Genomic DNA, 22268 nt, shown 5'->3' with positions numbered 1-22268 from the left:
CTTCATAATCATGCAATCGCCTCTGTTGTGCGTGACAGGAGGTCTTCCGCCAGCCGTGACGCGGCCTCTCGCGCATCCTGGCGAGCCGCATGATCAATATCGGGTCCAAAGAGGGTCTTCTGGATAATTAGACTGCGGACATCTTCGATACCGATGAAGCGCAACCACGCTTCTATATAAGGTTTTTGAAAATCGAAGCGCTGCGCCGGAGTGATAGATTGCGCTGCATAGTCGAGACCTCGCGCGTAGACGACCACTGCGATCTTATCCCGGAGCAGTCCTCCGAACCCGCGTTCAGGATCGAACGAGAAAAGGATGTCCTTCTGCGATACCAGGTCGATGAAGTGCTTGAGCTTGTAGGGAATGCTGAAATTCCACAGAGGCGTCGACAGCAGGACAATATCCGCCCAGTGCAGTTGTTGCGCCAACTCTTGCAATGTGGCCCATGCCTGCTGTTGAGAAGGGGTAAGCGGCGCGCCGCTGAGCCCCGCATATTTGGCCAACATCGCGTCCTCACCGAATTCGGGGAGGTCGACATCCCATAGGCTGAGCGTTGAAATCTCCAAGTCGGGTCGCCGAGCACGATAGGTTTGAACAAAGGCGTCGGCGACCTCACGCGAGGCGGAACGCTCTTTGCGGGGCGAGGAAACGATATGCAGTAGCTTGGTCATGGACCACCCTTGCTCATTGTGATGAACCACATTGCGTCATATTTCAATTCGATATAGAAATTGAGATTATCGACGATATTCATCATGGATCACAATATATGTTGGAATTGGTCCTGCTCAGGACGTTCGTCGCCGTGTCCGACGAAGGCGGCTTCAGTCGGGCAGGAGCGCGACTGAACCTTACGCAGTCGGCCGTCAGTGGGCACCTGCGCCGTCTCGAGGAGCAGGTCGGAAAGCCCTTACTCAACAGGACGACGCGCTCGCTGGAGATGACACCCGATGGCGAGCGCCTGCTCGCCTATGCCCGGGCGATGCTCGCCCTTAACCGGGATGCTTTGGCCGATCTGGCGCAGGCACCCTTTCACGGCAGAGTTCGCGTCGGCCTCTCGGAAGACTTCGCACAGGTCCCCATCCTTCGCGCCTTGCAGGCATTCGGCGCTGATCGCCCCGGATTGCAGGTCGAGGTGCAAGTCGGGATTCCGAGTGCGCTCCTCTCGAAGATGAAGGAGGGCAACATCGAACTGGTGCTCGGATCACAATGTGAGGGTGAGGAGATGGGGCGCCTCCTGTGGCGCGAGCCTCTTGTCTGGGCATGGGCGGATCGTACCGGCGTGAATCTTCCGGACCCGCTGCCGTTGGCTGTGTTGCCGGAACCTTGCCCCTACAGGGAAGTTGCTCTTGAACGGCTTGCCAAGGCCGGGATCAGCCAGCGCACGGTGATGATCTGCGCAAGCAACTCCAGCCTGAGGGCGGCTGCCATCTCAGGCTTTGCTGTAGCGCCGATGATCGCCAGTCAGCTGAGAAACGGCCTGGTCAGGGTACCCGAAAGCCACGGTCTGCCAGAGTTACCAGAAGCGGAGTTCAGGCTATTTGCCGCATCGAACGGCGATACCTCCGTCCTCGAAGAACTGGCGGAGGCCATCATGAATGCCGTTCCTCGAAGGCACGCTGGCGAGGAGTGATCTGAACTCGCACCGACGTCTGCTTTATGGCTAGTTCCGAATGTCCAGAAATGGCGCAACCGCGACCTCCATCATGGTCACTAACTATGTCTGCTGTCAGGCAATGGTAACAGTCACCTCAATGGCCGAGATTGCGGCGCAAAGCAGCCATTTAAGCCCGGGCTGACGTCAGTCGCCTTTGGATCATGGGCGTGAATTCGCGGGCGGACGAGCGGCCGGTTGAGATCAAAACTCGGTCGCTCGAGGTAATTGGGTTTTGACCTCACCGATACTCGAAGATCGACCTGAAAATCCCGGGCGCTATCACCGATAGCGGATTGACCTCCAGGTTAGGCTTGTTGGCGTTGCCCTTGAGCCTGTAGGTGACGCCGATCAGGCCGCGGTCGCGGCCGTTGCCGAGCAGCGCACCGATCAGCGGCAGTTCGCCGAAGATGCGGTTTACGCCGTACGCCGGCATGAACGTGCCGGTCATATCCATGTTGTTGTTCTGGTCGTAGAGCGTGCCCTGGAAGGTGGTGCCGATGCGCGAGCCGCGCAGCACGCCGTTGCGCAGCTTCAGATAGCCACTGCCCTTGTCGATCTCGCTGAAGCCGCGCTCGAATTTCACCCTCGACGTGTCGAGATTGCCTTTGACCGCCTCGTTGAGGCTGCGGCTGTCGCCAGCCGGCGTCGTCGACACGATCGAGGCGAGCTTCGGCTCATTGACGACAACGAAATTCCTGGCGTCGACCTGGCCTTTCATCGGCCCGTCGGCAGCCCCGGTGAGCGCCAGCGTGATCGAGCCGCCTTCCATGTGCTCGTAGATGTTGAGGAAGCGCAGTATGGCGCCGGCGTCGGCCGACTTCATGTTGAGCGTTCGCAGGCCGCCGCCGGTCGTGTTGCTCACGGTGATCGCGGCTCCCGAACTTGCGGTGGCGCTCACCTTGAGCCCGTTCACTCTGGAGCCGGCGGCGCTGTAGTCGAGCTTCAAATTCGACAGCACCTCGTCGTGGAAGCCGGTCAGGGAGCTGACGTCGGCGCTGACCGAGATCGCATCGACGCCGGTGGTCTTGGTGGCGGTATCGACATCGGACGTGAATTGCTTGATCAGCGAGCGTGCGTCCAACGCGCTGCCGCTGACCTCGACCGCATAGGCCTTGCCCGACCGCTTCACCGAGACGGCGACGTCGTCGCCCCTGTTCAACGTGACCTTGCTGAAGCGGGCCGAGGACAAGGTGCCGTTAACCAGCACGGCGCTGCCGTCGATGGAGAAGGTCTTGCCGTCGAGTTCGAAATTGGACAGCGTCGTGGTGTCGCCGGTCTTCGCCATGGCGAAGACGACCTTGGCGGGAATGCCGGGGCCCTTGCTCCAGCCGGCCCAGGGAATGTCCAGCCTGGCATTGGTCAGGTCGGCCGACACGTTCTGGTTGCCGGCGCCGCTCTTGTCGATCGCCACCTTGATGGTTCCGGAAAGCAGCGTCGACAGGCCAGGCATGGCGCTGGCGCGCGTCTTGTCGTCGAGCACCAGCGCTACTTTACGACTGCGCGGCGGGCCGCCATCCCGCAGCGGCTCAATCAGGTCGAGCTCGGCCGGAATCCCGTTGAGCAGTGCCTTGGCCGAGATCACCGCCCGGTCGGGCGCGACCGTGATCGAGCCGTCGGCTCGGCTGACCGTCTGGCCCTCGAACGGCTTGCCCAGCGACAGGTCCTTGTAGTCGAGCGCCACCAGCCAATCGAGTTTGGACGAGTCGACACCGGACTGCAGCGGAATATCAGCCTTGACGTGGCCGGTCACCGTGCCGGACAGGTCGTCCGGCAGCAGGCCGACATGGCGCATGGCGTTGATCGGGTCAAACGATGCCAGTTCGGCGATTGCCGGCGCCTCGCCGGCGACATCGATGTCGAGCGCGCCGATCACCGGCGGATGGTTCGCCGCCTTGACGGTAAGCGTGCCGTTGCTTGCCGCCACGGTGCGGCCGCTCGGCATATAGACGCTGCCCGAGGACAGCGCGACGTCGACGTCGTTGCCGTGGAAGCCGACAACGCCGACGGCATCGCGGATCGGCGGAATGCGGCCGGCCGTATCGAAGCGCGATCCTTCGACCTGGAAACGGCCGAACACTTCATCGGCGGAAAGCGGCACGCCGTTGCCGAGCCGTCCGGGCACGACCTGGAATTGCAGGCTGCCATTGGCGACGCGGCCGCCGAACAGGTTCTTAAGCACCCACAGCCTGGCATTGCGCGCCGAAAACCACGGCCATAATTGCTTGACGTGCGAGACCGGCATGTCGTGGACATTGAGCGCCAGCGATATGCCCGGCGCCTGGTTGGCGACGAATGAAACCGAAGCCGTGCCCAGCACTTCGCTGCCGGGTCCGGACCGGACGCCGATCTGCTCGGCGATCAGCTTTTGGCTCGTCGGCTGGTAGACGCCGGCAATACGGGCGATGAAGCTGAGCGCCGGCTCCGGCGAATCCGAAGGCGCCAGGGTCGAACCGTCGCTGGTGAGGTCGTAACGATAGGATGGCTCCTCGCCGGCTGTGCCGGTAGCCGGCTTCGGCCCGATCGAACCGGCGAAATCGAAGGTCGAGCGGCCGGTTTTCAGCAGCAAACTGTCGACCTGGATCTTGTTCGACCCGGCGACGAGCGTCGCATCGAGATCGATATCGGCCGGAAGCAGGCCGCGCGAACCGAGATCGAGCACCGATCCGGTCAGCGACAGGGCAGCGGTCAGCCGCGAACCGTTGTCGCCGGTTCCTTCCGACCCCGCCAGCTTCAAGGCGATCGCACCCAATTTGCCACCTGCCGCAGTGTCGGCGTCCGCTGCCTGGATGCTGGCGTCCAGCGTGGTGATGCGTCGCGTCGCCGGATCGCGGGTGGCGGAAGCGGCGATGGTGAGCGCCCTGCCGTCGACATCCGCGTCGGATGAAAACTCCATGCTTCCCGGTCCCGATTGCGAGACTGAGGCGTCGGCGATGGTGACCGACTCGACCGATCCGGCCTCGGGCAGTGCCAGCTCGACGTTGCGCAGATCGATCTGGCGCATCGAATCCTCGCGCACCGCATCGAGCGCACGGTTGAGGTTGGCGAAGACGGCGGCGGAAAGTTTTTCCGGATCGATGAGGCCGTCCTGGTTGCGCAGCTCCGCCGTCCAGTCACCGCCGGACGGCATTGCCGCCATGACGATGTGCGCGTCGGAAATCCGGGCGCTGGTCAGCCGCACCTCGCCCGAAAGCAACGGGATCAGCCGGATGCCAAAGCGGACCCGGCCGGCGTCGGCCATCGGTTTTCCGTCGGCGGTCTTGAGGCTGACGTCGCTGACCTGCAGCGCAATGAAGCTCGACCCGTCAAGCGTCAGCCGGGCCGGCCCGACGGCAACGTCGACATCGAAGCCTGCCAACTTCTCGATTGCCGTTTCGGCTTCCGCGCGAAGCCGCTCCGAGCCGAAGCCGGACACGCCGATCGCGTAGACGCCGGCGGCAACCAGCAGCACAAGGGCGACGAGGCCGGCAAACAGCCGCGCCATCAAACGGACGCCGCGACCGATCGACGCCTGGCCGAGCGGCGGGACGCGGCACGCGGACGGAAAGGTTCCCAGGTCGGTGATCTCGTCACGCCTGAACCTGATCTTCTCGTGCTGCGGTAGCTCCTGATCCACGCAATCTTCCGTTGAAACGAATTCGATCGTGGACGAATCCCCGCTCGACATTATATCGGTGCAGCCTGGCGCGTAACTTCAAACAAGGGCATCGGTATGGCTGACCTCGACGTGGGCGATGTTGCGCCGCAATTCGATCTTCCGCGCGACGGCGGCGGTTCACTCAGCCTCGCCGCATTGCTGGGAAAACCCATCGTACTCTATTTCTACCCACAGGACGACACCACAAGCTGCACCAACGAGGCGATCGGCTTTTCGCAGTTGAAGCCAGAGTTCGAAAAGGCCGGTGCTGTCGTCATCGGGCTCTCGCCGGACAGCGCCAAGAAACACGACAAATTCAAGGCGAAGTACGATCTGAGCGTCGATCTTGTTGCCGACGAAGAGCGCAAAGTGATCGAGGCTTACTATTTGTGGGTGGAAAAGAAGCTCTACGGCCGCACCTATATGGGCGTCGAGCGGGCGACGTTCCTGATCGGCCGCGACGGGCGCATCGCCAGGATCTGGCGCAACGTCCGCGTCAAGGGGCACGCCGAAGAGGTGCTGAACGCGGTTCGCGCTCTTTGATATCTGCGCCAGGCCGCCGCAATTCGATACCCGTTTTGCGCGAAGACCTTTGCCTGTCGTTCGATCCGGCAAAACTTTGTTAACCCTAATAATGTGTAATCAGGCTCGTCGTTGGTGTCGTAACGAAAGCTTGGTCCCGTGAACGTAGCCAGTCAGTCAGCGGTCTTCGGCAGACGCAAAGAGCCCCACACGGTCATCATCGCCCGGGGCGACCAGATAAGGCATTTCACCATACGCCCGTGGCTTGCGGCATTTTGCGGCTCGGCGCTGGCGGCGATCGTCATTGGCTACCTGCTGGCGACGTCTTATCTGGTGCTGCGCGACGACCTGATCGGCGCCACGACGGCGCGGCAGGCGCGCATGCAGCAGGCCTACGAAGACCGCATCTCCGCACTGCGCAGCCAGGTCGACCGCATCACCAGCCGCCAGCTACTCGATCAGCAGCTGATGGAAACCAAGGTCAGCGAGCTGCTGGAACGACAGAGCCAGCTCAGCCTGCGTCACGGCCGCCTCGGCCCGATCCTCGAACGAGCCGAAAACCAGGTCGCAACGCCGCCCGTGCCGACGGCAAAGCCGGACGAACATGCCGACGCGACAGGCAGCATCCAGCCGATGGCCTATTCCGTCGCCAGCCTTGCTGCCCCCCTTGCCGCTCCTGTGGGCGTTGACGACACCAGGCCGTTCTCACTGTGGTCGACCCGCGCCGATCCGCTGCCGAGCGAAAGCGCGGCCGACCGGGCAGACAAGCTCTTCGTCTCGATCAACAACTCGCTGAAGGCCATCGAGAGCCAGCAGCTTACCCGCATCGCCACACTTGCCGACAATGCCTACAAGAGCGCCGACGCGATCTCGCAGGCGCTCGAGGCCGCAGGCCTGCCCGTCGACAGCGAATTCGAAAAGAGCGACGTCGGCGGCCCGCTGATACCACTCGACAGCTCGTTGGTCTTCGACAGCAAGGTCAAGGAGTTGGACGAGGCTCTTGACGCGCTGGATCATCTTAAAAAGGAAGCGCGGCGGCTGCCGCTCGCCAACCCCGCGCCCGGCCATAGCGTCACCAGCCCGTTCGGCGTGCGCACCGATCCCATCCTCGGAACGGCCGCCTTGCATTCCGGCATGGATTTCAGGGCGCCGGTCGGTATGCCGGCCAAGGTCACGGCAGCCGGCGTGGTCGTCAAGGCCGGCTGGAACGGCGGCTACGGCCGCATGATTGAGGTCGACCACGGCAACGGTTTTGTGACGCGTTACGGGCATCTCAGCGAAATCGACGTCGCCGTCGGACAGAAGCTCGATACCGGAGACATCATCGGCAAGACCGGCAACAGCGGCCGCTCAACCGGCCCGCATCTGCATTACGAGGTCCGCCACAACGGCGAGGCAATCGATCCGCTACGGTTTCTGACCATCGGCAAGAAGGTCGAGCGGTACCTCTAGGGAGCCGGGCTGCTCCCTTCGGGCTCGGCATGACGCCAGATTCGCTCTGCACGGGCTGGTCAATTTTATTTTTGAATTCCATTTGACTGAATAAATCTTCGGTGCCAGTCTAGCCTCTCTCGGGGGCACAAGGCATGGCACTGCGGGGAACCAATCAGGAGTTCGGGCGGCCATATAATCGGCGTATCGTGCTCGAATCCATCCGCCTTCACGGACCGATTGCCCGCGGCGACATTGCAAGACGCGTCGGGCTCACCGTGCAGACGGTGTCGACTATCGTTCGCGAGCTGGAAGAGCACGGTTACGTGTTGTCGCTCCGCGAAGAGCCCAAGGGGCGCGGCCTGCCACCGGCGACGCTGCGCATCAATCCGGAAGGCGGCTATGCCGTCGGTATCCACGTCACCCCGCTGGGCATCAATGCCGCCCTGATCAACCTAAGCGGCGATGTTATCGAGAGCACCTACCGCGAAGCCCCAAATGCAACGCCCGACCACGCTTTCGAGCTGATCGGCGCCATGGTGCTCGAATTGACGGCATTGCGGCCCGGTGGCCGCGTTCTCGGCATCGGCATGGCGCTGCCCGGACCGTTCGGCGTGGAGTCCATGAGCTTTGTGGGGCCGACCACCATGACCGGCTGGAAGGATGTGGCGCTGCGCGAGCGGCTGGCCGCCTCAACCGGGCTGCCGGCCTTTTTCGAAACCGACATGGCGGCGGCGGCTATCGGCGAGCGCCTCTACGGCCTCGGGACGGCGTATTCCGAATATTACTATCTCTATTTCGGTGTCGGCCTCGGCGGCGTCATGGTGCATGATGGGGCCGCATTGCGCGGCGCCTGGGGAAATGCCGGCGAGATCGGCCACATTCCCGCTGTGCCGGGCGGCGAGCCGTGCCCGTGCGGCAATCGCGGCTGCCTCGAACGGTATCTCTCGCTCGAGGCGCTGCGGCGCCGCAAAATCGCCGACGCCGCGTGGGTGAGCGAGATTGCGCCGATCTTCCGCAACGCCGTCACCATCATCGAAAACCTGTTCGACCCCGAAACCATCATCCTCGGCGGGCTGGCGTCCACCGACCTGCTCGAAAGGCTTGCCGGCGCGGCCGCGCACCTGCCCAATTCGGTCTCGGCGCGAAGCGATCGCACGACGCCCCGCGTCAGCGTCGCACGCGGCGGCCAGCATGCGGTGTTGCGCGGCGCCGCCGCACTTGCCGTTTCGGGGGTGCTTTCGCCGCGCTTCGGCCAGATCTTCACCGCCGAACGCGAACGCGGTCGGGATCTCTTGCATAACAAGGGGATCGCGGCATGAGTGAACCGCTGCTGGTGCTCGACAACGTCGCCAAGAATTACGGCGCCATCGAAGCGCTGAAAGGCATCAGCTTTTCGATCGGCAAGGGCGAAGTGGTGGCGCTTCTGGGCGACAACGGCGCCGGCAAATCGACGCTGGTCAAGATCATTGCCGGCGGCCTCGAGCCGACCTCCGGCCGCATGCTGTTCGAAGGCAAGGAATTCCTGGCCAAATCTCCCGCCGAGGCCAAGGCCGCTGGGATCGAGACGGTCTACCAGGACCTGTCGCTTTGCACCAACGTCGACGTGGTCGCCAATTTCTTCATGGGCCGCGAGATCACCAGGAAGGTTCTCGGCATTCCGGTACTCGACGAGCGCGCGATGGAGCAGGTGGTACAAAAGGCACTGGCCAGCGCCGGCACTCGCATTCCCTCGCTTCGCACCAATGTCGAGCATCTTTCCGGCGGCCAGCGGCAGGCCATCGAGCTCAATCGGTTCGTGCATTTTGGCGGCAAGCTGGTGCTTCTCGACGAGCCGTTCGCGGCGCTCGGCGTCGAGCAGACGCGGCGCGGCCTTGACATGATCCGCCAGGTGGCGAGCCAGGGCATCGGCGTCGTCATCATCACCCATATCATGCAACAGGCCTTCCAGGTCGCCGATCGGATCGTGGTGATCCGGCAAGGTGTCGTGGCTGGCGATGTCGCACGCAACAAAACAAGTCCCGACGCGGTGATCAACATGATCACCGGAGAGACGCTCGCCGGTGCCGGACCGGCGAACTGAGGGACAAATGAGGGGTCCGGCGCAAGAGGAGCGAACGACATGAAGAAAATACTTCTTTCCGTCTTCGGTATCCTGGCACTGGCCTTTGCCACGCTCACGCCGGCATTCGCTCAGTCGAAGGGCACCGTCTACTACATGGTGCCGACATTGCTCGATGAGTTCCAGACCGGCTCGGTGAGCGCGCTGGAACTGTTCCTGAAGCAGGTCGGTTACGAGATGAAGACGCTGAACGCCGACAACAAGACCGACGCGCAGCAATCGCAGATGAACGACGTCATCGCGCTGAAGCCGGCGGCGATCATCCTTGCCGCCGTCGATTTCAATGCGCTGAAGCCGTCGGTCGAGGCGGCCCGTGCCGCCGGCATCCCGGTCGTCGAGTTCGACCGCCAGATAACCTCGACCCCGTCCGACTTCACCTCGGTGGCCGGAACCGTCGAGATCGGCTACGTCGCCGCCGATCAGGCGCAAAAGCTCCTGACCGCGAAGAACGGCTCGGTGAAGGGCAAGATCCTGCAGGTGCTCGGCGATCCGGGCGACCCCTACACGCTCGACATCCAGAAGGGTTTCGAGGAGAAGATGAAGGCGTTCCCGGACGTCAAGATCATCTCGCTGCCGGCCATGCAATGGGAGGCCAGTAACGCCGGCACCATCGTTGCCGACCAGATGCTCGCCAACCCCGACATCGACCTGATCTTCAGCCACGCCGCGCATCTTTCGGTCGCCGCCGTCGCCTCGCTCGAGGCCGCCGGCAAGAAAGCGGGCGACGTCATGCTGATGAGCTCGAACGGCGCTCCGGTCGGCCTCGACCTGATCCGCAAGGGCTGGCTCAATGTCGAAGTCGAGCAGCCGCTCTACGCTCAGGCTGCGGCGGTCGCGATGTTCATGGACAAGGTGGTCAGCAAGCAGGAGATCAAGCCAGGCGAATATGATGTGCTTGGCCTGAAATCGACCCTGACCAAGGAAGCGTGGGGGCCGAACATCAAGATCCCCGGCGCTGCGATCACCAAGGAAAACGTCGATAACCCGGCCTTCTGGGGCAACATGAAGCCGCCGACCGAAACCATAAAGCCGGTCGAATAGCGAACTCACCAGAAGCTCCGGGCCATGCCGGCCCGGAGCCCTGCCCTGCAGCTCCGGTGCGTTCGAATGGACGCGCACGGGAATGCTGCAGCAATTTTCAACCGCGCCTGATAGTCCGAAAACCGGGTGGTTTTTCGGGGTCGGCGCCAACCGGATCCTGAGATGAACCCCCGCACGCGCCAAACCCTCGAGTTCATCCTCGACAATCTCGTCTGGTTCATGCTGGTCTTCGTGCTGGTGGTCTTTTCCATCCTTATCCCGAACTATTTTCAGCTCGGCATTTTCGCGAACATCATCGAGGCGTCGAGCGTGCTCGGCGTCATGTCGATCGGCTTGGCGCTGGTCATCATCGCCGGCCATATGGACCTGTCTGTCGAATCGGTGGCGGCGCTCAGCGCCATGGCGGTCGGCATTCTGTTCTGCTCGTCGGGCATCGGCCTTGGCATCCAGTTGCAGCCGCAATGGCTGATGGTTCCGGTTTCGCTGCTCATCGCCCTTGCCGTCGGCGGCCTCATCGGCGTCATCAACGGCTACCTGGTGGTCAAGGTGAAGATGAGTGCCTTCATCATCACGCTGGCCTCCTACATCTGGGTGCGCGGCCTGGTGCTGGTCATTTCCGGCGGCCGGTCGGCACAGGACCTTGCGCCGGCAATCCGCTGGTTCGCCATCCAGCGCCTGGGCGGCCTGCCGCTGACCGCCTGGATCGCCATCGCCTGTTTCATCGTCTTCTCGCTGATCATGGCCAAGACGCCCTTCGGCCGGCACCTGGTCATGATCGGCGGCAACGAGACTGCGACCTTTCGCGCCGGCATCCGCGTCAACCGCAACCTGGTCATAGCCTTCGTTCTCGCCGGCGCCATTGCCGGTCTTGCTGGCTGGCTGCTGGTAATCCGCACCTCCGGCGCAACCGCCAATCTCGGCGTCGGCCTGTTGTTCAATGCCTTCGCCGCGGTCGTCATCGGCGGCGTCAGCCTGAAGGGCGGCGTCGGCACCTTGCCCGGCGTCTATGCCGGCGTGCTGCTGCTCTCGGCCATCAACACGGCGATCAATTTGATGGGCCTGCCGGCCAACTTCACCCAGGTGATCCACGGCCTGCTGGTGCTCGCCGCCGTGCTGCTCGACGCATTCAAGCAGACCATTCGCCAGAGGCTGGCATGACCGGCCGTCTGGAAGATAAGGTCGCGCTGATCGTCGGAAGCGCACGCGGGATCGGCAAGGCGATCGCACAGCGCTTTGCCGAGGAGGGCGCGAAGCTGGTCCTGGCCGATACCGAGGTTGAGGCCGGGCAAGCGACTGCGGACGAGCTTGGCGCCGCCTTCATTCGCACCGACATCTCGCAGATGGCCGATGCCGAGGCTGCTGTTGCACTGGCGCTCGACCGTCACGGCCGCCTCGACATCATGGTGCAGAATGCCGGAATCTATCCTTGGCAATTGCTGGAAAACACGAGTCCCGACGATTGGGACCGGGTCATGGCGGTGAACTTGCGTGGCAGCTTCATCGCCGCACGCGCGGTGCTGGTGCCGATGAAGGCACAGCATTTTGGCCGCATGCTGTTCACCTCCTCCATCACCGGCCCGCACGTCACCAGCCCCGGTCATGGCCACTATTCGGCGACCAAGGCCGGTATCAACGGCCTCATCCGTTCGGCGGCTCTCGAATTCTCGGGGTACGGCATCACCGTGAACGGCGTCGAGCCCGGCAACATCCTCACCGAAGGCATAGAGCAGCATCGCGGTGCGGCCTTCATCAAGAACATGGAAGACGCCATCCCGCTCGGCCGTCTCGGCAGCCCACGCGATGTGGCCAATGCCTTCCTGTTCCTGGCCTCGGATGACGCCGGCTACATCACCGGCACGACCATCATCGTCGACGGCGGGCAGCTTTTGCCCGAGGGCAAGGATTTCCGGCTGCTACCGCCATGATCCTCGATTTCGGCGGCGGTTTCTTCCTGCGCCGGGCGACCGCCGCCGATCATCCGGCACTTGCGATGATCTGTCTCAAGACCGGCGATGCTGGCAAGGACGCCAGCGGCCGACAGGACGACCCGGACCTGCTCGGCCTGCTCTACACCATTCCCTACCAGGCCCTCGAACCCGATCTGGCCTTTATTATCGATAGCCCGACAGGTGCGGCCGGCTATCTGCTTGGCGCAGCCGAAACAGCCGCTTTCAATGCCAGCCTGGCATCAGACTGGTACCCGGACCTACAGCGGCGCGTGGCAGACCCGGGACCCGACAGCTCGCGCTGGCGTGGCAGCGACTGGGCGCGGCACCGGGTCCATCATCCCGATTTCGCTGTCCCGCCTGCGCTGACCGCCTATCCGTCGCACGGCCATATCGACCTGTTGCCGCAAGCGCGCGGGAAAGGCATCGGCAGGCGCGCGATGGCGTTCCTCGAGCAGCGCCTTGCCGCGAGCGGCTCGACCGGCATTCACCTCGAAGTCATGCCGGAGAACGATGCTGCGCTGAAGTTCTATAAGGCGATTGGATTTGAGGTGGTGCAGGACGCTGATTCATCGAAGCGTTGTGTTTATGTGGCGAAACTGATTGCTCACGCTCCGGCGATTGCAGGCTGATCTGCGACAAGCCAATCGCCCAAGTTGCAAAGAACCGGGAGGCCGATGGAAGTACAATGCTGCCGTTCTGCAGCAGCCAGTTGCCCCGTGTGAACACCTTTGCCGCGGGAACGAAACCTTCCTCGCGTGCTCCACCGCAGACACGAAAGTCACCAGCATCAACACAGTGCGGGGCTAATTCGAGTGTTGGCGGAGCGGCTACTAGTTCACTGTGGGCGGCAGGGGAACATTCGCAACCGTTTCCCCGGCCACGATCGAGAACACATAAAGCAGATAGATCGCTAACACCAACAGCGCGAGGAATGAGCCGCTGGCCAAGATTCCCGCAATCGTGGCGCGGCGATACGGTTCGCCTTTTTCCTTCTTGAAGGTGTCTTCTGCGCTACGGGTTGTCTCCACAACCCGTTCGCCCGGAAGCCGGTTTCCTTCAGCCTCCTTAGATATCTTATCGGCGAGATCTCCTGCGATCACCGCATCATCCGGAAGATGACTCGCAAGCCATCCAGGAATATTTTCGCGCCCACCCATGCCCATGTGCAGTAAGATTTTAGCTTTCTTTTGTGCTCCCTTAAATTACTGTAAGCTTTAACTTTCGGCAATCGTTTGCCACCCAAGGAGCCAGCAGATCAGACTTAGGTCCCATGGCAAAGACAAGTTCGATCAGACCAAAGTCCTACTGTTTATGCGCCCACCCCGGACTGTGAAGCGTTTGGCAGCGGAGATACCGCAACAACCACGAAACCACTAGTTGCGTCGATCGCTGGTTTGTTTGCCGGGACAACTCAGTATCGAAGGGTCCATCTGCACTACGGGGGGACCTTAGCGTCGACAGACCACGTGCCTGTTAGCCAATCTCGATACCATCACTCTCGAGAGGCCTGCCCTGGCTCTGCGACCTCTTCACCAGCGAATGTGACGCCTCGATCAGCCGACGCGATAGGGCGATCGTGTAGCGAAGCTCTTCAATCAGCGCGGTTCCGTGTTCAGTGGCCTGACGAGCACGTGCTACTTGGTTATTGTCGGGCTTCCGAGGGAATTCTTTCACGCTCCGACCTCCAAACCACGCCGACATTATCGCGAAGACCAGTGCCTGGCAACGAAGAAGCCCGCCGCGTCTTTCCGATGCGGCGGGGCGATCAAGCAGAAATGATAAGGGATGCCAGATAGTTGCGTCTACCAACCGCCAGTTGGACGATTTCTGACAGTGCAGGCGTGTGAACCGGACATTGCAAAAAGACAATGCCTGAATGAACACGTCGATGGAAAGTGGTGGGCGATGACGGGCTCGAACCGCCGACATCTTCGGTGTAAACGAAGCGCTCTACCAACTGAGCTAATCGCCCGCTCCGGGCCGGACCTTTAAGCAGTTAGGACCGGCTTCGCAAGGCCAAATGAACGGCCAGTGGCTTGGCCGGGAGCCGGTTTCGGCAACAAAGTTCGGCTTGTCAAAAAACCTTCTCCTGTTTGCTGTTATGCTGTCCGGGTCCGCTTGACACCCGGTGGCTTACCCCTTATCCACCGCCCCAACGACGAACACGGCTGACACGTGCTCGTCTATGCGCGGGTGTAGCTCAGTTGGTTAGAGTGCCGGCCTGTCACGCCGGAGGTCGCGGGTTCGAGCCCCGTCACTCGCGCCATTTCTCCTTAGGGCCACGTGCCCTTGATGTCGGAGAAATGTCGACGTTGATTTGTCAAAAATCATCTTCTTTCGTGACCCAGTCCAGGTCCATTCCTTTCGAATTCTGGCATTGATCCTCATCCATCGACCTGCCCGCCTGTTGTGGTCAAGCCAGAAGACAATAGCTTCTCGGACAAGAGCCGGGTCTAACCCATTCGCTCCCGCTCGGGCTTCACCCCTTGGCGAGCAGTGCCTCGACTTCCTGCAGCGTCGGCATGGACGGCGCGGTGCCCGGGCGCGTCACCGAAATGCCTGCGACGGCGCAAGCGAAGCGCACCGCCTGCAGGGGTTCGATCCCGCTCGACAGCGCTGCGGCCAGGCCGCCATTGAAGGCGTCGCCCGCGCCGGTGGTCTCGATGACCGGGCCGGCGGCGACCGCAGCGACATGCTCGGAACGGTCGGCCGTGTGCAGCAGCGCGCCCTTTTCGCCGAGCGTCACGACGACAGCGCCCACGCCCTTCTCGAGCAGGCTGTCGGCGGCACGGCGGGCATCGTCGATGGAGGATACCTTGATGCCGGTCAGTTCCTCGGCCTCAGTCTCGTTCGGCGTCACATAGTCGCAAAGTGTATAGATGCGGTCCGGAAGCTTGGCCGCCGGCGCCGGGTTGAGAATGGTGGTCACCCCTGCCCCGCGCGCGATCTCCAGCGCCCGCATCGCCGCCTCGATCGGCTGCTCAAGCTGGGTGACGAAGACGCCGGCCGCGCGGATCAGGCCGGCATTTGCCTCGATATCGGCGGGCGAGATCAGCATCGCCGCACCGGGGCTGACGATGATCGCGTTGTTGCCGCTCGTCTCCTCGATGAAGATATAGGCGGCACCGGTGTAGCTTTCCGGCGTGTCGATGACGGCGCTCTTCACGCCGGCCTGCGACCAGGTCTGTCTCGCCATATCGGCAAAGGGGTCGACCCCGAGGCGGGTAAGGAAGGTGACATCGGCGCCGAGCCGGCCGGCTGCCACCGCCTGGTTCGAGCCCTTGCCGCCGGGGCCGAGCGTGAAGGACGTGCCCAGGATCGTCTCGCCCATCCGCGGCTGGCGGGCGGCGCGGTAGGCCGTGTCGGCGACGAAGACGCCCAATATGACAACCGGCTTCATGACGATCGGTTTCGCCGGCATGCCCCTACTCCGCATCCGGTGGCACGACGCCCTTGCGGAAGGCAAAACAGCCATAGAAGCGGCGCTCGCCGGTCTGGATGACGCAATAGGCCTTCTTGGCGCGTTCGTAGAAGGCGTAGCGCTCGACCGAGATCATCGGCCAGGCCTTGCCCTCGGCGGCATCGATCTCTTTTTGCACTTCCTGCTGCACGGCGGGAATGTCGTCCGGCTTGCCGACGATCTCCATGCGCGCGGCCGCGTCGTCGACGAAGGTGTCCAGCGGATAGAGCGAAAGCACCGCCTTGACCACGTCGGCCGCCGGCGCATCGATGCGCAGCAACCGGCCAAGCACGGTCTGGCGCGCCACCGAATCGGACGGGAAATTGGTGTCGGCGATAATCAGATCGTCGCCGTGGCCCATCGCCCGCAGCGCCTGCAGCACATCGGCATTGAGCAGGGGATTGATTCCTTTGAGCATGGTATTCCTCGCGAAGTTTTGCTGGGGCGAAATCAGAGACGCTTGCCGGTCTCTGCGTCGAAGAGATGCACCTGGTCGAGCCGCGGTTTCAGGTGCAGTGTGTCGCCCGGCTTGAAGTCGTGGCGCTCACGGAACAGCGCCACCATCTCGCCCTCGCCGAAGCGCAGGAACACCAAAGTCTCGGAACCGGTCGGCTCGACCACCGAAATCTTCGCCGGAACACCATCTGGATGGATTTCGAGATGCTCGGGCCGCACGCCGTAGACGACATTGCGGCCATCTTCCACGGCACTCTTGGCAGCAATCGGGAACGGCGTCCCGGCGATCTCGACGACGGGCTTGTCGCCCTTGCGCACGACCCCCCTGAGCAGGTTCATCGAGGGCGAGCCGATGAAGCCGGCGACAAACAGGTTGGCGGGCCGGTCGAACAACTCCAGCGGCGCGCCGACCTGCTCGATGCGACCGTCGCGCATCACCACGATCTTGTCGGCCATGGTCATGGCCTCGATCTGGTCGTGGGTGACGTAGATGGTGGTGGTCTTCAGTCGTTGGTGCAGTTCCTTGATCTCCGTGCGCATCTGGACACGCAGCTTGGCATCGAGATTGGAGAGCGGCTCGTCGAACAGGAACACCTGCGGGTTGCGCACGATGGCGCGGCCCATGGCGACCCGCTGGCGCTGGCCGCCCGAGAGTTGGCGCGGATAGCGCTTGAGGTAGGGATTGAGGTCGAGGATGTCGGCGGCCCGTTTGACCCGCTCAGTGACCACCGCCGGGTCGGTTTTGCGCAGCTTGAGAGCAAAGGCCATATTCTGCTCGACCGTCTTGTGCGGATAGAGCGCGTAGTTCTGGAACACCATGGCAATGTCGCGCTTGGCCGGCGGCAAATGGTTGACGACGCGCTCGCCGATGGCGATGGTGCCGCCGGAGACTGTCTCCAGCCCCGCTACCATCCTCAACAACGTGGATTTGCCGCAGCCGGAAGGCCCGACCAGCACCACGAACTGCCCATCGGCGATGTCGACGCTGACATCGTGCAGAACCTTGACGGTTCCGAACGCCTTGGCCACATTGCGGATCGCGACTTGAGCCATCATTCCCCCTTTGGTTGCCGTGAAGCTAAACAACGCAAACGGCGAGGGCAAGTCGGTCTCTTATAGATAAAAAACCCATTCACGTTGACACCGCACTTCGTTGTGCGAATAGTGACAGTGTCCGGCTTATGACCCTGTTCCGGGCGCACCGGTACGCTTGTCCGGTACTGAATGCCAAGCGTCGCGGGAGGGAGAATTCGGGCCGCTATTTACGGAGTCGCTGTCGTTGGGGAACATAATCGGCGCTCCATCATCTGAACCAAATTCACGATTGACCTTCTGGGAGGAACGAGATGAAAGTCAGCCTTTATAACCAACTTGTCCGCGCCGGGGCCACCCGCCGCGACGTGCTGAAGGGAGCGGCCAGCATGGCCGCCCTCGCCGCGGCGTCTGGCGCCGGGCTTGGCGCCCTGACGCGCCCGGCCGCGGCCGCGGATGACCTGCGCGCGCAGATCCTGCAGATTCCGGGCGTCGGCAAGGGTCAGCCGACCGATGCCGATTTCCAGCAGGTCGGCGAGCTTTGCCTGGGAGCCACCAAGGCCAATGTCAAGGAAGGCGAATTCGCCGGCGTCGAACTCACCTTCATGGGCCTCAACAACCAGAATCTGCACAATGTGCTGTTTCGCGGCTTTCTGAAGCCGTGGGAGACCTATACCGGCGCCAAGATCAACTGGATCGACCTGGCGCAGGCTGACTACAACGCCCGCCTGCAGCAGTCGATCGCGACAGGCACCGTCGATTTCGACATAATCGAGATGGGAGCACCGTTCGAAGGCGACGTCTGCGGCAAGGGTCTCACCTCCGAAATGCCGGACTGGGTCAAGGACCAGATCGACATGAAGGACGTCGTGGCCTATCTGCAGCCGCCAGTCGGCACCTGGGAGGGCAAGCAGTACCGCGTGACCGTCGACGGCGATGCACATAATTTCAACTATCGCACCGACGTGTTCGCCGATGCCGACCTCGCCAAGGCCTGGAAGGACGGCGGAGGTGAAGGCGAATGGGGCGTGCCGAAGACCTGGCAGCAGGTGCAGGCGGTGACCAAGTTCCTCAAGGGCAAGCAGGTGAAGGGCCAGGACGTCTTTGGCTATCTCGACGCGCCGAAGCCCTGGGGCGGCTTCGGCTTCTACTTCCTCGGCAGCCGCGCCAGCGCCTATGCCAAGCATCCCGACGACAAGGCCTGGCTGTTCGACGCCGACACGATGAAGCCGCGCATCAACAATCCGGCATGGGTGCGGGCGATCCAAGACGTCATCGATGCGCTGCCATCCGAGCCTGCCGACCAGATCAACGCCGACCCGAACACCACCGCCTTCCAGCAATTCCTGGCAGGCACCGGTTCGATGGTCACCTGGTGGGGCGACGTTGGTTCGAACGTCAAGACAAACGACTCCTCGGTCGTCGGCGACGTCACCGGCTTCTCGATCCTGCCGGGCTCGGACGATGTCTACAACTCCAAGACCGGCCAGTGGGACAAGCTGGCCAGCGGGCCGAACCATGCGCCGAACTGCGCCTATCTCGGCTGGGGCGTTTATGTCATGGAGCGTGTCGACAGCGACGAAAAGAAAAAGAAGGCGGCATGGTCGGCCGCTGCCCATCTCGGCGGCAAGGACCTGTCGCTCTGGTGCGCGGCCTATCCGTCGGGTTTCCAGCCCTATCGCAACTCGCATTTCAACATTCCGGAATGGGTGGCGGCGGGCTACGACGAGGCGTTCATCACCTCGTATCTGAAGTCGGAAGCCGACAGCTACAACCATCCCAACGCCGCGATCGAGCCACGCATCCCCGGCATCTTCCAGTACTACAGCGCCGCCGAGGACATTTTGGCCAACACTTTTGCCGGCAAGATGAAGGCGCAGGAAGGCGCCGACGCCATCGCAGCCGCCTGGGAGAAGCTGACCGACCAGATCGGCCGTGACAACCAGATCAAGCTCTACAAGGCCTCGCTCGGCGTGTAGGCTGAGATCGTGAACCTGGTTCGGCGGCGCACAGCCGCCGGACCTCCCCTTGACCGACTTGGCCTCGACCGGCTCGGCCGGTCATCGAGCCTCCTGTGAACAGGCAAGACGCGTGGCTGACCGGACCCTGGCTGACCAGACTTTGTCGACAAGTGAATGGCCGGCAGGCGCCGTGCCATCCGACCTGATATCGCGGAGCCGCAAAAGGCTTGGCTGGGCGCTGATGGTTGCTGCGACGCTCGGCCTTCTGGCGGGGATTACGCTGCAAATCCTCTACAAGAGCGAGGTCGACACCGTCGGGTTCGAGAACTGGCGGCCGGTGGTCTACGCCTATGTGCTGTGGGGTGTCGCACTCGGCATCGGCCAGGTGCTGACGCGCGGCGAGGACGGCCAGCGCGCGCTGTTCCTGCTGCCGGCGCTGCTGTTCACCATTGCCATGGTAATCTTCCCGACATTGTTCGGCTTCTACATCGCGCTGACCGACTGGAACCTCAGTTCCTTCAGCGGACGGCAGTTCAACGGGCTCGACAATTTCTGGCAGATGCTGAACGACGCCTATTATCGCAACGCGCTGTTCAACATGGTGCTCTACGTGCTGGCGGTGTTGGTCGAATATGTCATCGCCTTCGGCCTGGCGCTGCTGCTCAACGCGCAGATTAGGGCACGAAAATTCTTCCGCGTCGTCTTTCTCATGCCCCTGATGCTGTCGCCGGTCGCGGTGTCGTGGATGATCGGCAAGTCGCTGATGGAATACCGCTTCGGGCCGGCCGCGACGCTGGCGCGCCATCTCGGCTGGGAAAACCCGGCCTTCTTCTCCAACCCGATCACCGCCCGCATCTCGATCATGGTGCTCGACGCCTGGACCTTCATCCCGTTCATGATGATCATGCTGCTCGCCGGCCTGCAGGCGATGTCGCGCGAAGTGCTCGAGGCGGCGCGTGTCGATGGCGCCACCCCATGGCAGACCTTCTGGCAGGTCACCTTCCCGCTGATGCTGCCGGTGTCGGTGACGGCAGTCATCCTGCGCATTATCTTCAAGCTGAAGCTCGCCGATATCATCATCACCGTCACCTCCGGCGGCCCGGGCGGCGCGACCGATTCAGTGTCGAGCTTCATCTACCGCGAATATCGCGATCGATCGAATGTCGGCTACGGCACGATGCTGGCGATGGCCTATTTGATCATCATCATTGTGTTCGTGACCTGGCTGCTGAAATTCGCCAGCCGCTTCGTGCGCAACGTCAACTGATCGGGCCGGCAAGATGAGCGTTCAGACCACGGACTATGCAGCTTCCGAAATTCGTTCGCCGGCGAGCTTCGTCGCCCACCGCGTCTTCATCTACGGCGCGCTCATCTTCTGGGCCTTCATCTGTCTGTTCCCGATCTATTGGACGATAACCACTTCGTTCAAGACCGCGGTCGACGTCACCCAGGGCCATCTGATTCCGTTCGTCGACTTCCAGCCCGACTGGAAAGGCTGGCGGTCACTAGGCCTCTCTCCAGACTCGATCTTTCGGACGTCGACGGTTCGCGACGAATTTATCAAGCGCTTCATGAATTCGGTCATCACTTCGGTCGGCGCCTCGAGCCTGGCGATCGTCATTGGCAGCCTCGCCGCCTACGGGCTGACCCGCTATCGTTACAAGTTCGCCTGGTTCAGGAACGAGGACATCTCCTTCTTCTTCCTGTCGCAGCTGATCCTGCCGCCGGTGGTACTGGCCTTGCCCTTTCTCGTGCTCTACCGGGAAGTCGGCCTGCTCGACACACGCGTCGGGCTGATCCTGCTCTATACGCTGATGGTGCTGCCGATCGTCATCTGGATCATGCGCGACCAGTTCAATTCCATTCCCGTAGAACTGGAGGAAGCAGCACTCGTCGACGGCCTGTCGATTTGGGGCGCTTTCTTGCGCATCGTCATGCCGATCGCCCTGCCGGGCATGGTAGCCGCTTTCATCCTGGCGATGGTGCTGTGCTGGAACGAGTATTTCTTCGCCGCGCTTCTGACCTCGACCGACGCCAAAACCATCCCTGTCATGGTGGCGAGCCAGACCGGCTCACAAGGCATCAATTGGTGGTCGATGGCAGCGCTCGCCACCGCGGCCATCACACCGCTCGCCGTTATCGGCATCGCGCTCGAGCGTTACCTGATCATGGGCATGACGGCGGGCGCGGTGAAATAAGTGCGCCAGCCTTCCCTTCTTCCACAACAAGGGAACAACAAGGGGAGAGGGAAAACCGCGCTAACCCGAAAGGGTTGCCCGCAAATGATCGAGGATCATGGCGATCCCTTTTTGCCCCAATTCGGCCGAGGCTTCGGAAGCACTTGCCGTGTACCAGCCGGTGTTGTCGGCGAAGCGGTCGGCATCGACCGCTTCCGGGCACAACGCCAGCATCAGCGACGTCTCGCCGATGCCGGCATGGTCAAACGGGTATTGGGTGTGCATTGAAGCCGGCATCAGCGGATGCACCTGCACCCAGTTGAAGAAATTGCTGCCCTCGGCGTGCTCGGCATAATAGTCGGCCATCGCCGCAGAGCCCCACCAGCCTTCGCCACGTTCTTTCTCCAGGAAGCGGAAGATCGCCTGCCGGCCGGCGGCCTTGAAGGCGAGATCGGTTGGCATGCCGGCAGCAAAATTTTCGGTCTGGTGGTGAATGATGGCGTGGATGTTGCGGAAGCCGATACGCAGCAGGCTGTAGAACAATTCTTCCGCAAATGGCGCCAGCACATTGCCGCCGACCTGCACCGAACCACTGCCCTCCGGTGCTGCAACCGCATAGCTCGCCGCGCCGTAATAGAAGGGCGGCAGAATGACGATCTCGGCTTCTTTTTCGAACAGCTCCAGGCTCTTGATCACCGCCAGCGTGTCCATGCCGACGGCCATGTGCTCGCCATGGTATTCAAGCACACCGAGCGGCAACACGACCGGCCGGTTCTCGACGATCGCCTTGCGGATCTGGTGCGGCAGCATCAATTCGTACCGCATG

General features: G+C 62.4%; 19 protein-coding genes and 2 tRNA genes. 13 read left to right on the top strand and 8 right to left on the bottom strand.

What is annotated here, in order from left to right; translation table 11 throughout:
• Positions 1-8: 8 nt before the first annotated feature.
• A complete protein-coding gene (locus NKJ72_RS12505) occupies positions 9-671 on the bottom strand; it encodes an FMN-dependent NADH-azoreductase (RefSeq protein WP_352477336.1) in 663 nt (220 codons plus the stop codon).
• 98 nt (positions 672-769) lie between these two features.
• Here NKJ72_RS12505 and NKJ72_RS12500 point away from each other — a divergent pair, with 98 nt between their 5' ends.
• Positions 770-1633 carry a LysR family transcriptional regulator gene (locus NKJ72_RS12500; protein ID WP_352477335.1) on the top strand — a complete coding sequence of 288 codons (864 nt, stop codon included), beginning with the start codon at positions 770-772 and terminating at the stop codon, positions 1631-1633.
• Between the two features lie 262 nt (positions 1634-1895).
• Here NKJ72_RS12500 and NKJ72_RS12495 read toward each other — a convergent pair whose 3' ends face one another.
• Positions 1896-5270, bottom strand: coding sequence for a hypothetical protein (locus tag NKJ72_RS12495; protein ID WP_352477334.1), 3375 nt, complete (start codon positions 5268-5270; stop codon positions 1896-1898).
• Between the two features lie 96 nt (positions 5271-5366).
• Here NKJ72_RS12495 and NKJ72_RS12490 point away from each other — a divergent pair, with 96 nt between their 5' ends.
• From NKJ72_RS12490 to NKJ72_RS12455, 8 genes are all read left to right on the top strand, one after another.
• A complete protein-coding gene (locus NKJ72_RS12490; protein ID WP_352477333.1) occupies positions 5367-5834 on the top strand; it encodes a peroxiredoxin in 468 nt (155 codons plus the stop codon).
• A 138-nt stretch (positions 5835-5972) separates the two neighbouring features.
• Positions 5973-7265: a M23 family metallopeptidase gene (locus NKJ72_RS12485; RefSeq protein ID WP_352477332.1), complete on the top strand. Its 1293-nt coding sequence runs from the start codon at positions 5973-5975 to the stop codon at positions 7263-7265.
• A 134-nt stretch (positions 7266-7399) separates the two neighbouring features.
• Positions 7400-8566 (top strand): ROK family transcriptional regulator, encoded by a 1167-nt coding sequence (locus tag NKJ72_RS12480; RefSeq protein WP_352477331.1) that lies wholly within the window; start codon positions 7400-7402, stop codon positions 8564-8566.
• On the top strand, positions 8563-9327 hold the full coding sequence (locus tag NKJ72_RS12475; protein WP_352477330.1) for an ATP-binding cassette domain-containing protein: 765 nt from the start codon (positions 8563-8565) through the stop codon (positions 9325-9327). Before NKJ72_RS12480 ends, NKJ72_RS12475 begins: the two co-directional genes overlap by 4 nt.
• Positions 9328-9366: 39 nt before the next feature.
• Positions 9367-10407, top strand: a complete 1041-nt coding sequence (locus NKJ72_RS12470; RefSeq protein WP_352477329.1) for a sugar ABC transporter substrate-binding protein — start codon at positions 9367-9369, stop codon at positions 10405-10407.
• Positions 10408-10569: 162 nt separating this feature from the next.
• Entirely contained in the window at positions 10570-11565 is a 996-nt protein-coding gene (locus NKJ72_RS12465; protein WP_352477328.1) for an ABC transporter permease, read from the top strand.
• Complete coding sequence (locus NKJ72_RS12460) at positions 11562-12332, top strand: SDR family oxidoreductase (RefSeq protein WP_352477327.1); 771 nt, start codon at positions 11562-11564, stop codon at positions 12330-12332. The genes NKJ72_RS12465 and NKJ72_RS12460 overlap by 4 nt, the downstream gene beginning before the upstream one ends.
• Positions 12329-12985 (top strand): GNAT family N-acetyltransferase, encoded by a 657-nt coding sequence (locus NKJ72_RS12455; protein ID WP_352477325.1) that lies wholly within the window; start codon positions 12329-12331, stop codon positions 12983-12985. The genes NKJ72_RS12460 and NKJ72_RS12455 overlap by 4 nt, the downstream gene beginning before the upstream one ends.
• Before the next feature lie 201 nt (positions 12986-13186).
• On the opposite strand, the gene NKJ72_RS12450 is transcribed toward NKJ72_RS12455, so the two are convergent.
• Positions 13187-13513 carry a hypothetical protein gene (locus NKJ72_RS12450; RefSeq protein ID WP_254817609.1) on the bottom strand — a complete coding sequence of 109 codons (327 nt, stop codon included), beginning with the start codon at positions 13511-13513 and terminating at the stop codon, positions 13187-13189.
• Between the two features lie 739 nt (positions 13514-14252).
• Positions 14253-14328, bottom strand: a tRNA-Val gene (locus NKJ72_RS12445).
• Positions 14329-14545: 217 nt separating this feature from the next.
• On the opposite strand from NKJ72_RS12445, the gene NKJ72_RS12440 reads away from it, so the two are divergent.
• Positions 14546-14622, top strand: a tRNA-Asp gene (locus tag NKJ72_RS12440).
• Positions 14623-14835: 213 nt separating this feature from the next.
• Here the strand turns inward: NKJ72_RS12440 and rbsK are convergent.
• The 3 genes from rbsK to NKJ72_RS12425 are packed head-to-tail and all read right to left on the bottom strand — an operon-like array spanning position 14836 to position 17325.
• Positions 14836-15777 (bottom strand): ribokinase, encoded by a 942-nt coding sequence (rbsK, locus tag NKJ72_RS12435; RefSeq protein ID WP_352477324.1) that lies wholly within the window; start codon positions 15775-15777, stop codon positions 14836-14838.
• 4 nt (positions 15778-15781) lie between these two features.
• Positions 15782-16234: an RbsD/FucU family protein gene (locus NKJ72_RS12430; protein WP_352477323.1), complete on the bottom strand. Its 453-nt coding sequence runs from the start codon at positions 16232-16234 to the stop codon at positions 15782-15784.
• A gap of 32 nt (positions 16235-16266) precedes the next feature.
• Positions 16267-17325 (bottom strand): ABC transporter ATP-binding protein, encoded by a 1059-nt coding sequence (locus tag NKJ72_RS12425; protein ID WP_352477322.1) that lies wholly within the window; start codon positions 17323-17325, stop codon positions 16267-16269.
• 293 nt (positions 17326-17618) lie between these two features.
• Here NKJ72_RS12425 and NKJ72_RS12420 point away from each other — a divergent pair, with 293 nt between their 5' ends.
• The 3 genes from NKJ72_RS12420 to NKJ72_RS12410 all read left to right on the top strand — a co-directional run bounded on the left by NKJ72_RS12420 (position 17619) and on the right by NKJ72_RS12410 (position 21463).
• Positions 17619-19283 (top strand): ABC transporter substrate-binding protein, encoded by a 1665-nt coding sequence (locus tag NKJ72_RS12420; protein WP_352477321.1) that lies wholly within the window; start codon positions 17619-17621, stop codon positions 19281-19283.
• A 127-nt stretch (positions 19284-19410) separates the two neighbouring features.
• Positions 19411-20532, top strand: coding sequence for a carbohydrate ABC transporter permease (locus NKJ72_RS12415; RefSeq protein WP_352477504.1), 1122 nt, complete (start codon positions 19411-19413; stop codon positions 20530-20532).
• A gap of 13 nt (positions 20533-20545) precedes the next feature.
• Positions 20546-21463, top strand: coding sequence for a carbohydrate ABC transporter permease (locus NKJ72_RS12410; protein WP_352477320.1), 918 nt, complete (start codon positions 20546-20548; stop codon positions 21461-21463).
• A gap of 60 nt (positions 21464-21523) precedes the next feature.
• Here the strand turns inward: NKJ72_RS12410 and NKJ72_RS12405 are convergent, their stop codons facing one another.
• Positions 21524-22267 carry a creatininase family protein gene (locus NKJ72_RS12405; protein WP_254817603.1) on the bottom strand — a complete coding sequence of 248 codons (744 nt, stop codon included), beginning with the start codon at positions 22265-22267 and terminating at the stop codon, positions 21524-21526.
• Between the last annotated feature and the right edge of the window lies 1 nt (position 22268).

The organism is Mesorhizobium sp. M0045 (assembly GCF_040323385.1).
Classification (GTDB): Bacteria; Pseudomonadota; Alphaproteobacteria; order Rhizobiales; family Rhizobiaceae; genus Mesorhizobium.
Note: the sequence above shows the minus strand (reverse complement) of the source record. Positions and strands in the feature narration are given on the sequence as shown.